Genomic DNA, 12,055 nt, shown 5'->3' on the forward strand with positions numbered 1-12,055 from the left:
GTACCTACTCCTAGGTAATTAAAGACCCTGTGAAGGGACCCGGTCAACGGCGCCGTCCACGGCGCCCTCAGCGGCCGCCCGGCGCCGGCCCGGTGAGCCACCGGTACTGGAACTCCGGGCGCCCGACCTGCCCGTACTGCGGGGTGCGCTCGGCCCGTCCGGTGGTCACCAGGTGCTCCAGGTAACGGCGGGCGGTGATCCGGGAGATGCCCACGGCGGTGCCCGCCTCGGCGGCGGTGAGCCCGGCGGGGGCCTCGCGCAGGGTGCGGGTGACGGCGGAGAGCGTGGGTCCGCTGAGCCCCTTGGGCAGCGCGGCGGGCTGCGGCGTGCGGAGCGCCGCGAGGGCGCGGTCGACCTCGTCCTGGCCCGACGCCTCGCCGACGGCCGCGCGGAACTCGGCGTACCGGGCGAGCCGGTCCCGCAGGGTGGCGAAGGTGAACGGCTTCAGCACGTACTGCACGACGCCGAGCGACACGCCCTCGCGGACGACCGCGAGGTCCCGCGCCGAGGTCACCGCGATCACGTCGGCCGCGTGCCCCGCGGCGCGCAGCGAGCGCAGCAGCTGGAGCCCGTAGCCGTCGGGCAGGTACAGGTCCAGGAGGATCAGGTCGACGGGCGTGCGCTCCAGCAGCCGGACGGCGGCGGTGCGGGAGTGGGCGACGCCGACGACGGTGAAGCCGGGCACGCGCCCGGCGTACAGGGCGTGCGCGTCCGCGGCGACGGGATCGTCCTCGACGACCAGCACTCTGATGGCGTCCCCGGTCACGAGGCCGCCTCCCCGCCGGCCACCGGAAGCGCCGCGCCCGCCCCGCCCGCGGCGCGCGCCGGTGCCGGGGCCGGTGCCGGCGCCGCCGTCGGGCCCAGGGGCAGCCGTACCGTGAACTCCGCGCCGCCGTCCGGGCCCCGGCCCAGGTCGATGCGCCCACCCGCGCGGTGCACGGCCTGGCGGACCAGGGCCAGGCCGATGCCGCGCCCCGGGCCGCGCGTCGACCAGCCGCGCTCGAACACCGACTCCGCGTCGCCGGTGGGCACCCCGGGCCCCGAGTCCGCCACGCGCAGCAGCAGCTCGCCGCCGGCCGTGCCGAGCGCCACGGTGACGCGGGACCCGGCCGAGCCCTGCGCCGCGTCGACGGCGTTGTCGACGAGGTTGCCGAGGACGGTGACCAGGTCGCGCGCGGCCAGGCCGGGCGGCAGGACGCCGTCGTCGACGCGGCTGTCCCCGGTGAGGACGAGTTCGACACCGCGCTCGCTCGCCTGCGCCGACTTGCCGAGCAGCAGCGCCGCGAGCACCGGCTCGCCGACCGCGTCGACCACCCGGTCCGTCAGCGCCTGGGCGAGCTCCAGCTCGGCCGTCGCGAACTCGACGGCCTCCTCCACCCGGCCCAGCTCGATCAGCGAGACGACGGTGTGCAGCCGGTTGGCCGCCTCGTGCGCCTGGGCGCGCAGCGCCTGGGTGAAGCCGCGTTCGGAGTCCAGCTCGCCGGAGAGCGCCTGGAGCTCGGTGTGGTCCCGCAGCGTCACGACCGCGCCGCGCCGCTCGCCGCCGACCACCGGCCGGGTGGAGACCACCAGCACGCGGTCGGCGGTCAGGTGCAGCTCGTCCTCGCGCGGCTCCGTGGCGAGCAGCGCGTCCGTCAGCGACGGGGGCAGCCCCAGCTCGGCGACGGGGGTGCCGACGGCGTCCGGCGGCAGGCCCAGCAGCTCCCGCGCGCCGTCGTTGACGAGCGCGATCCGCCGGTGGCCGTCCAGCATCAGCAGCCCCTCGCGCACCGCGTGCAGGGCGGCCTGGTGGTAGTCGTGCATGCGGCTCAGCTCGGCGGCGTTCATGCCGTGGGTGTGCCGCCGCAGCCGGGCGTTGACGACGTACGTACCGACGGCTCCGAGCGCCAGCGCCCCGGCGGCGAAGCCGAGCAGCGCGGTCACCTGCCGCCGCACCTGCTCGCTGATCCGGTCGATGGTGATGCCCGCGCTGACCAGGGCGACGACCCGGTCGCGGTCCCACACGGGCGTCACCGTGCGCACGGAGGGGCCGAGCGTGCCCTCGTACGTCTCCGTCACCGTGCCGCCCCGCCGCGCGCCGTCGATGTGGCCGAGGTACCTCCCGCCTATGCGGTCCGGCTCCGGGTGCGTCCACCGCCGGCCGTCCGGCGCCATGATCACCACGAAGGTCACGCCGCCCTCGCCGGTGAGCGCGTCGGCGTAGGGCTGGAGGGCCGTGGTCGGGTGGTCCGAGCGGACCGCGGTGAGGACGGCGGGGGAGCGGGCCACGGCCGTGGCGGTGGCGGTCACCTGCCGCCGGGCGGTCTCCTCCGCCTGGGCGTGGTCGGTGAGGTACGCGAAGACGGCGCACCCCGCCACGATGGCCGCCACCAGCACGGCCTGCATCGCGAAGAGCTGCCCGGCGAGGCTGCGGGGGCGGGGTAGGCGCATGCGGACCAGTCTGCCTGGCCGAAAACGCGTGAACGAAACGTACGCAACGGTGACCGGGGTCACAGGCGTGATGGATAGTCGCGGGGATCCACCGGGACGTGGAGCGCACTCATCGAGGAGGACCCGTGGCCGCACGGCGGGAACGTACCCACTATCTGTATCTGGCCGTCATCGCGGCGGTGGTGCTCGGCATCGTCGTGGGCTTCGCCGCCCCGGGCGTCGCGCAGGAGCTCAAGCCGCTGGGCACCGGCTTCGTCAACCTCATCAAGATGATGATCTCGCCGGTGATCTTCTGCACGATCGTGCTGGGGGTCGGCTCGGTGCGCAAGGCGGCGAAGGTGGGCGCCGTCGGCGGTCTGGCCCTCGGGTACTTCATGGTCATGTCGACCGTCGCCCTCGCCATCGGCCTGGTCGTCGGCAACCTGCTGGAACCCGGCTCCGGCCTGCACATCACCGACGAGACCCGTGCCGCCGGCGAGAAGCAGGCCGAGGGGGCGAGCCAGGGCACGGTCGACTTCCTGCTCGGGATCATCCCCAAGACGCTGGTGTCGGCGTTCACCCAGGGCGAGGTCCTGCAGACCCTGCTGGTCGCGCTGCTCGCGGGCTTCGCGCTGCAGGCCATGGGCCGGGCGGGTGAGCCGGTCCTGCGCGGCATCGGCCACATCCAGCGGCTGGTCTTCCGCATCCTGGCGATGATCATGTGGGCGGCGCCCGTCGGCGCGTTCGGCGCCATCGCCGCGGTGGTCGGCTCGACCGGCGTGGACGCGCTGAAGTCCCTCGCCGTGATCATGCTGGGCTTCTACGCGACCTGCGTCGTCTTCGTCTTCCTCGTCCTCGGCACCCTGCTGCGGCTGGTCGCGGGCGTGCACATCGTGCCCCTCCTCAAGTACCTGGGGCGCGAGTTCCTGCTGATCCTCTCCACCTCGTCCTCCGAGTCGGCACTGCCGCGCCTGATCGCGAAGATGGAGCACCTGGGCGTCAGCAAGCCGGTCGTCGGGATCACCGTCCCGACCGGCTACTCCTTCAACCTCGACGGCACCGCCATCTACCTGACGATGGCCTCCCTCTTCGTCGCCGAGGCGATGGGCCAGCCGTTGGCGGTGGGCGAGCAGATCTCGCTGCTGGTCTTCATGGTCATCGCCTCCAAGGGTGCCGCCGGCGTCACCGGCGCGGGCCTGGCCACGCTCGCCGGCGGGCTGCAGTCCCACAAGCCGGGCCTGGTCGACGGCGTCGGCCTGATCGTCGGCATCGACCGGTTCATGAGCGAGGCGCGTGCGCTGACCAACTTCGCGGGCAACGCCGTGGCGACGGTGCTGATCGGCACCTGGACCAAGGAGATCGACAAGGAGCGGGTGTCCGAGGTGCTCGCCGGGCGGCTGCCGTTCGACGAGACGACGCTGCTCGACGACGGCCACGGCGCCCCGGATGACGAGCACGCCGACACCGACGCCGACCGCGCCCGGGGCGACGCGCCCCGCGGCGCCACCCCGCCCGCCGGTACCGGCTCCGACGGCACCCCGGCCGACGGCCGGCAGCAGCCCGCCCAGGCGGCGCCGCCCGCCAAGGTCTGACGACCGCGCCTTAGGGGCGTACGGAGCCCGGCGCGGGGCGTCCCCCCCCGCCCTGTGCGGCGAACCCCCCGCCCCACAGGGGGCGCACCCCGCCGCCGCGCGGTACACCGCGCCGGGCGCGGCACCGGGAGAGGAGCCCGGTCCCGCGCCCGGCGCGTCACTGCGTGCCGCGCGGGGACGGTTCCGCCGCTCCGTCCGGGGTCCGGATGCCGCTACCGCCGGTAACATGGCGAGTCGTGCAGTGGATGACATGCGCATGACCTTGAGCTGACGACGACCGCCACCCGGTACCGGTGCGAAGGGATGGTCCCCCCATGTCACGTCTGGCCCGCTCGACCGCCGCGCTCGCCCTCCTCCTCCCGCTCACCCTCGCCCTCCCCGCCGCCTCGGCCACCGCCCCCGCCGCCGGGGCCGCCCCCACCGCGCTGCGAGCCGCCCCGGCACCCGCCGAACCGCTGAGGGACGTCGTCCTCGTGGGCAACAGCGCGGACGGCACGGTGAGCTTCCTCGACTCCCGTACCTACCGGAACCTCGGCACGCTCGACGTCGCGCCGGACCTGGAGGAGGTGCTCGCCGGCATGGACGTCCTGCGGCGGGCCGCCTACGAGGTGGTGCGCCAGCAGGCGGGCGGTGACAAGTTCGTGGACGACGCCCACCTCTCGCCCGACGGCCGCACCCTGTACGTCTCGCGCGGCAACCTCGGTGACGCAGCCGCGTTCGACGTGGCCACCGGCCGGCAGCTGTGGCGCACGCACCTCGCCGGGCTGAAGGCCGACCACGCGGCGCTCTCCGCCGACGGCCGTACGTTCGTCGTCTCGGCGATCACCGCCGCCAAGGCGCAGGCCCTCGACACCGCCACCGGCCGCGTCACCGGCGAGTTCGCCACCGGGACGTACCCGCACGAGAACATCTACTCGGCCGACGGTTCGCTCGTCTACAACATGTCCATCGGTGTGACCTCCCTGCCGAAGGCCCTCGACTTCCTCAAGGGCGCCAAGCAGGTGACGGTCGCCGACGCCCGCACGTGGAAGGTCCTGCGCACGTACACCTTCGACAAGGGGATCCGCCCGGCCGTCGTCACGCCGGACGGCTCGACGATGTACGCCCAGCTGTCGTACCTGAACGGCTTCGTCGAGTACGACCTGCGGGCCGGCCGTACGCTGCGTACCGTCGAGATGCCGTTCAGCGCGGCGGGCGCCGCGCTGAAGCCCGACGACTATCCGCAGAACTCCGCGCACCACGGCATGGCGATGAACGGGGCGCAGGACAAGCTGTGCGTCGCGGGCACCATCGACGACTACACGGCCGTCGTCTCCCGCCCCGGCCTCACCACCGACGGCTTCGTCCACTACCCGCAGGGCTCCCTGCCGTACTGGTCGGTGACGGGCCAGGACGGGAGGCACTGCTGGGTGACGCTCTCCGAGCGCGACGAGGTGTCGGTCGTCGACTACACGACCGCGAAGGAGGTCGCGCGTGTCAAGGTCGGTGACTTCCCGCAGCGCGAGCGGACCGGCCGGGTCGCCCCCGAGGCCCTGTCCGGCCTGACCCCGCAGGGCTGAACGGACCGCCGCCCGCCGCCCGCCGTCGCCTCCCGCGCGGCCGGCGGCGGGGAGGGGCGGAAGCCCGCAGAGGCGGGCGGAGGCGCGCGGGACATGAAAAAGCCCCGCACCGCTGAGGCGGTCGGGGGCGGGTGACGCGTATACTCGTGGATTCGCGTGCGGGCACGACAAAGTGAGCACGTGAATTGACGAAGTCACAGTATCGCGTCGGGAGTGGAATGTCAATCGACGAGTCCGAGGCAGTACGGACGGAACAGCGCTTCGTGAGTGGGCTCCACGCCCGGCTGGACGTCCTGCGCGAGCGGGCCGAAGCGGCCGTGCGGGACGCCCTGCGGGCCGGTGGCACCAGTGCCCAGGCGAGGCTGGAGCGCGACGTGTTCATCGCCGAGCAGTCCGGGCTCCTCGCCGCGTACGACGCGGGCGACCACGGGCTGTGCTTCGGCCGGCTCGTCTTCCGCGACGGCCGGGACCACCACATCGGCCGGATCGGCATCCGCGACGACGACGACGAGCGCACCCCGCTCGTCGTCGACTGGCGCGCCGACGTCGCCCGTCCCTTCTACCTGGCCACCGGCCACACCCCCATGGGCCTGTCCCGGCGCCGCCACATCACCATGGAGGGCCGCCGGGTCACCGGCCTCCACGACGAGATCCTCGACCTGCGCGACACCACCCGCAGCGGCCACGAGGGGCGCGACGCGGACGCCGTCCTCCTCGCCGCGCTCGACTCCGCCCGCACCGGCCGGATGAGCGACATCGTGCAGACCGTCCAGGCCGAGCAGGACCGGATCATCCGCGCGCCCCACCAGGGCGTCCTCGTCGTCGAGGGCGGCCCCGGCACCGGCAAGACCGCGGTCGCCCTGCACCGGGCCGCGTACCTGCTGTACGCGCACCGCGAGCTGCTCGCCCGCCGGGCGGTCCTCGTGGTCGGCCCCAACCCGGCCTTCCTCGGGTACATCGGGGAGGTCCTGCCGAGCCTCGGCGAGACGGGCGTCCTCCTCGCCTCCCCGGGCGAGCTCTTCCCCGGCGTGCGCGCCACCGGCACCGACACCCCCGAGGCCGCGGAGATCAAGGGCCGCGCCGCCATGGCCGAGGTGCTCGCCCGGTACGTGCGCGACCGGCAGACCGTGCCGCCCACCGAGGAGCCCGTCGAGATCGACCACGAGGACCACGGCACGCTCTTCCTCACGCGCGACATGGCGGAGGACGCCCGCTGGGACGCCCGGGGCACCGGGTTGCCCCACAACCTCGCCCGGCCCCGCTTCGCGACCCGGATCGTCGACGCGCTCACCGCGCAGCTCGTGGAGCGCATCGGCGCCGACCCCTACGGCGGGCCCAACCTCCTCGACCCGTCGGACGTCGCCCAGCTCGGCAAGGAGGTCGCCGCGAGCGACGCGGTGCACGCCGCGATCGACGGGCTGTGGCCCGTGCTGACGCCGCAGGAGCTGGTCGCCCGCTTCCTCGCCGATCCCTTCGGCTACCTCCCCGACGGCGAGGCCGAGTTCGTCCGGCGCGACCCCGCCGACGCGTGGACCGGCGCCGACGCGTGGACCCCCGCCGACGTGCCGCTCCTCGACGAGGCGGCCGAACTCCTCGGCGAGGACGACTCCGCCGCCCGCGCCGCCGCCGCCCGGGAGCGCGCCGAGCGGATCGCCTACGCGCAGGGCGTCCTCGACGTGGCGTACGCCTCGCGGACCTACGAGTTCGAGGACGAGGAGTCGGAGGTCCTCGGCGTCCAGGACGTGATCGACGCGGAGCGGTTCGCCGAGCGCCACGAGGAGGCGGACCACCGCAGCGCCGCCGAGCGCGCCGCCGCCGACCGCACCTGGGCGTTCGGGCACGTCATCGTGGACGAGGCGCAGGAACTGTCCGCGATGGCCTGGCGCCTGCTGATGCGGCGCGTGCCCACCCGCTCGATGACCCTCGTCGGCGACCCCGCCCAGACCGGCGACGCGGCGGGCTGCGGCTCCTGGCGGGAGATCCTCGCCCCGTACGTCGGGGACCGCTACGAGCAGGTCACGCTCGGCGTCAACTACCGCACGCCCGCCGAGATCATGGAGCTCGCCGCCGAGGTGCGCCGCGCCGTCGAGCCGGACTTCCGGCCGCCGCGCTCGGTGCGCTCCACGGGCGTGCCGCCCTGGGAGACGACCGCCGACGACGTGCCGGCCGCCGTCGCCGACGCGGTCGCCCGCGAGGTCCGCGACGAGGGGCGGCTCGCCGTGGTGGCGCCCGCCGCGCGGCTGCCCGCGCTCGCCGCAGCGCTGCCCGGGGCGTCCTGGGGCGCCGAACCGGACCTGACCCGGCCGGTGGTCCTGCTCGAACCGCGGCAGGCGAAGGGCCTGGAGTTCGACACGGTCGTCGTGGTGGACCCGGAGGCCATCCGCACCGCCGGGCCGCACGGGGTCAACGACCTGTACGTGGCGCTGACCCGCGCGACCCAGCGGCTCGGGGTGGTGCGGTCGGCGGCCGGAGCGCCGGCCGCACCGGCCGCCTGAACCACGGGTCGGGCCGGCCCGCACCCCGGGTCCGGCCGGCCCGTGCCGCGCGTCAGGCCGGCCGGAACCACACGGTCGCCAGCGGCGGCAGCGTCATCCGCACGCCCTCCGGCTCCCGCTTGACCGGGTCGGCGTTGCGGACGCCGCCGCCGCCGTACTCCACCGCGTCGGTGTTGAGGACCTCGACCCAGGCGGGGACGGACTCCGGCGCCCACAGCCGGTAGTCGTGGCGCACGACCGGCGAGAAGTTGCTCACCGCCAGCAGCGGGTCGCCCTGCGCGTCGTACCGGACGAAGGCGAAGACGTTGTCGTCCGCGGCGTCGCCCAGCGCCCAGCGGAAGCCCTCCGGGGAGGTGTCCCGCTCCCACAGGGCGGGCGTCACGGCGTACACGGCGTTCAGGTCGCGGACGAGGTCGCGCACGCCCCGGTGGTCGCCGGCCGAGTGGTAGTCGTCGGCCAGCAGCCACCACTCCGGGCCGTGCTGCTCGGACCACTCGGCGCCCTGCGCGAACTCCTGCCCCATGAACAGCAGTTGCTTGCCGGGATGGGCCCACATGAAGCCCAGGTACGCGCGGTGGTTGGCGCGCCGCTGCCACCAGTCGCCGGGCATCTTCGTGACGAGGGACTGCTTGCCGTGGACCACCTCGTCGTGCGAGATCGGCAGGACGTAGTTCTCGCTGTACGCGTACACCATCGAGAACGTCATCTCGTTGTGGTGGTACCTGCGGTGCACCGGCTCCTTGGAGACGTACACCAGCGAGTCGTGCATCCACCCCATGTTCCACTTCAGCCCGAAGCCCAGGCCGCCGTGTTCGGTCGGGCGGGTCACGCCCTCCCAGGCGGTGGACTCCTCGGCGATGGTGACCACGCCGGGGCAGCGGCGGTAGACGGTCGCGTTCATCTCCTGGAGGAAGCGGACCGCGTCGAAGTTCTCCCGTCCGCCGTGCTCGTTGGGCGCCCACTCGCCGTACTCGCGCGAGTAGTCGAGGTACAGCATGGACGCGACGGCGTCGACGCGCAGGCCGTCGATGTGGAACTCCTGGCACCAGTAGACGGCGTTGGCGACGAGGAAGTTGCGCACCTCCGTCCGGCCGTAGTCGAACTCCAGCGTCCCCCAGTCCGGGTGCTCGGCCCGGCGCGGGTCCGGGTGCTCGTACAGCGGTGTGCCGTCGAAGCGGGCCAGCGCCCAGTCGTCCTTCGGGAAGTGCGCCGGCACCCAGTCGACGAGGACGCCCACCCCGGCCTGGTGCAGCCGGTCCACCAGGTACTTGAAGTCGTCGGGCGAGCCGAGCCGGGCGGTCGGCGCGTAGTAGGAGGTGACCTGGTACCCCCACGACGGGCTGTACGGGTGCTCCGCGACGGGCATCAGCTCCACGTGCGTGAAGCCGAGCTCCGTGACGTACGCCGTCAGCTCGTCCGCCAACTGACGGTACGTCAGCCCGGGACGCCAGGACGGCAGGTGCACCTCGTACACGGAGAAGGGCGCCTCGTGCACGGGCCGCTCGCCGCGGCGGGCCATCCACGCGGCGTCGCCCCACTCGTGGTGCGAGGCGGTGACGACGGACGCCGTCTCCGGCGGGCACTGGGTGCGGCGGGCCATCGGGTCGGCGCGCAGCGAGTGGTGGCCGTCGGGGCCGACGACCTCGAACTTGTACAGGGCGCCCTCGTCGACGCCGGGGACGAACAGCTCCCACACGCCGGTGGAACCGAGGGACCGCAGCGGCAGACCCGTGCCGTCCCAGTACGTCCAGTCGCCGGCGAGCCGCACGCCGCGCGCGTTCGGCGCCCACACGGTGAAGCGCGTACCGGTGACGCCCTGGTGGGTCATCACCCGCGCGCCGAGCGCGGTCCACAGCTCCTCGTGGCGGCCCTCCCCGATGAGGTGGAGGTCGAGATCGCCCAGGGCGGGCAGGAAGCGGTACGGGTCGACGACCTCCAGTTCGGCCGACTCGTACGAGACGAGCAGCCGGTAGTCGGCCGGGACCTCGCGCAGCGGCAGCACGCCGGAGAACAGGCCGTCCCCGTCGTCGTGGAGCGCGTGCCGCTCCCCGTCGGCGAGGAGGACGGCGACCGCGCGGGCGTGCGGGCGCAGGGCCCGGAACACCACGCCGTCGGGCAGCGGGTGGGCGCCCAGCAGCCCGTGCGGGTCGTGGTGCTCGCCGGCGAGCAGCCGGGCCCGGTCGGTGTCCCCGAGGGGGTGGGCCGGCACGCCGTCGGCGCCGTCCCGGGGCCTTGGCGGCCGGCCGGGGACGGCGGTCTGCGGCGCCTGCAGGGCGGTGACGAGCGGCTGGGCGGTCGTCGCGGGCGGTTTGCGGGTCGGACGGCGGGGGGTCACGGGGGAGAGCCTCCTCGGTGCGGTCACGTCAGGGTGTCGGGAGCGAGCCGGGGGCGACGGGAGCGCGCCCGGCCGGGGGAGTGCGGTCCGGCGCCCGCGCCGTCCTGCGGCGCGGCGAGGCGGTGGATGGCCGCCATCGGGACCCGGAGCCAGTCGGGGCGGTGGCGGGCCTCGTACACGACCTCGTACACCGCCTTGTCGGTCTCGTAGGCCCGCAGCAGCGCCTCTTCGGCGCGCGGGTCGGTGCCGGACGCCTCGGCGTACCCGGCGCAGTACGCCTCGCGGCAACGTTCCGCCCACTCCGCTTGCCAGGGGTGGTGCGAGTGGGCGGCGTAGTCGAAGGAGCGCAGTATCCCGGCGACGTCCCGGACCGCCGGCTGGGGGCGGCGGCGCTCGGCGAGCGGCTTCGTGGGCTCCCCCTCGAAGTCGATCACCGCCCAGTCGCCGCGCGGCGTGCGCAGCGCCTGTCCCAGGTGCAGGTCGCCGTGGACCCGCTGGGCGCGCCAGGTGCTGCCCTCCTCGGCGAGGACGGCGACCGCCTCGAAGGCGGCGCGCAGTCCCGGGGCGTACGGCAGGAGCGCGGGCACCGCCTGCGCGGCGGCGTCCAGCCGGCGGCCCATCGCGACGGCCAGGTGCCGTGCCTGCGGCCGCGCGAGCGTCACCGTGGGCAGCGCGTCGGCGAGCGCGGTGTGCACCTCGGCCGTGGCCCGGCCCAGCGCCCGGGCCTCGTCGGTGAAGTCCCGCCCCTTGGCCAGCGCGTCGAGCGCGAGCTGCCAGCCGTCCTGCGAACCGCGCAGGAAGGGCTGCAGCACGCCGAGCGTGGCGCCGTCGGGGTGGCCGGGACCCGACTCGAACCAGGCGACGGGGGCCGGCACGCGGGCGCAGCCGGCCCTGGCCAGGGCGAGCGGCAGCTCCAGGTCCGGGTTGGCCCCCGGGTGGATCCGCCGGAAGATCTTCAGGATGTACGCGTCGCCGTAGACGAGGGACGTGTTCGACTGCTCGGCGTCCAGCACGCGCGGGGCCAGCCCGTCGGGGATGGGCTCCGTGCGGTGGAAGGTCAGCGGCCCGATGGTGCCCGGCGACCGCAGCCGTTCCAGGAGCAGGGCGGCGAGCCGCGGGTCGTGGAGCGCCTCGTACACCGTGCGCCCGGCGAGCGGGCCCTGGGTGACGCGGCCGATGTGGGCGGGGGCGAGCCGCGGGGGCAGGGTGTCGCAGACGCCCAGCAGCAGTTGGTAGCAGTCACCGGGCGGTGTGGTCGGCGTGGGTGACGTGGTCGGCCCGCCGGGGCCCGGCTGCTGCACGCGGACGAGCAGGTGCAGCAGAGCGGGTCCGGCGGTGTCGAGCGGGAGCAGCTCGGTGGCCGACACGAGGGCGAAGCCGGTGACCGGCCGGCCCTTCCCGGCGAACCATCGTCTGCGGGGGAGCCATTCGTGGAGCAGTGGTGCCAGCGACGGCAGCAGGGCGACGGGGGCCCGGGCGGTGGATGCGGTCTCCGACATGGCAGCGCGTCCTTTCCCCGGGTACTACAGAATGCACGGAACGTGCAGAGTGTCCCGGAATGCGGCATGGGCTGTCCGGCTGTGCGGGACGTGTCGGGCGGGGATGGTCCTTATAGACCCGAATCGACGTATGAGGTGGACAGTGCCCAGGGCGGAGCGAGGGAAA

General features: G+C 74.5%; 7 protein-coding genes. 3 read left to right on the forward strand and 4 right to left on the reverse strand.

Features of this window, described 5'->3' with window-relative positions:
- Window positions 1–67 precede the first annotated feature (67 nt).
- On the reverse strand, window positions 68–766 hold the full coding sequence (locus NRO40_RS20930) for a response regulator (RefSeq protein ID WP_257375471.1): 699 nt from the start codon (window positions 764–766) through the stop codon (window positions 68–70).
- Window positions 763–2,430 (reverse strand): sensor histidine kinase, encoded by a 1,668-nt coding sequence (locus tag NRO40_RS20935; protein WP_058943658.1) that lies wholly within the window; start codon window positions 2,428–2,430, stop codon window positions 763–765. The genes NRO40_RS20930 and NRO40_RS20935 overlap by 4 nt, the downstream gene beginning before the upstream one ends.
- 125 nt (window positions 2,431–2,555) lie before the next feature.
- Between NRO40_RS20935 and NRO40_RS20940 the strand changes: the two genes are divergently transcribed.
- The 3 genes from NRO40_RS20940 to NRO40_RS20950 all read left to right on the forward strand — a co-directional run bounded on the left by NRO40_RS20940 (window position 2,556) and on the right by NRO40_RS20950 (window position 8,055).
- A complete protein-coding gene (locus tag NRO40_RS20940; protein WP_107115161.1) occupies window positions 2,556–4,001 on the forward strand; it encodes a cation:dicarboxylate symporter family transporter in 1,446 nt (481 codons plus the stop codon).
- A gap of 314 nt (window positions 4,002–4,315) precedes the next feature.
- Window positions 4,316–5,560: a YncE family protein gene (locus NRO40_RS20945; RefSeq protein ID WP_058943659.1), complete on the forward strand. Its 1,245-nt coding sequence runs from the start codon at window positions 4,316–4,318 to the stop codon at window positions 5,558–5,560.
- A gap of 218 nt (window positions 5,561–5,778) precedes the next feature.
- On the forward strand, window positions 5,779–8,055 hold the full coding sequence (locus NRO40_RS20950) for a HelD family protein (RefSeq protein WP_058943660.1): 2,277 nt from the start codon (window positions 5,779–5,781) through the stop codon (window positions 8,053–8,055).
- A 52-nt stretch (window positions 8,056–8,107) separates the two neighbouring features.
- On the opposite strand, the gene glgB is transcribed toward NRO40_RS20950, so the two are convergent.
- Both glgB and NRO40_RS20960 read right to left on the reverse strand, forming a co-directional pair.
- On the reverse strand, window positions 8,108–10,390 hold the full coding sequence (gene glgB, locus NRO40_RS20955; RefSeq protein WP_408057033.1) for a 1,4-alpha-glucan branching enzyme: 2,283 nt from the start codon (window positions 10,388–10,390) through the stop codon (window positions 8,108–8,110).
- Between the two features lie 23 nt (window positions 10,391–10,413).
- Window positions 10,414–11,889, reverse strand: coding sequence for a maltokinase N-terminal cap-like domain-containing protein (locus NRO40_RS20960; RefSeq protein ID WP_107115163.1), 1,476 nt, complete (start codon window positions 11,887–11,889; stop codon window positions 10,414–10,416).
- Window positions 11,890–12,055: the final 166 nt, after the last annotated feature.

This window comes from Streptomyces changanensis (assembly GCF_024600715.1).
Classification (GTDB): domain Bacteria; phylum Actinomycetota; class Actinomycetes; order Streptomycetales; family Streptomycetaceae; genus Streptomyces; species Streptomyces changanensis.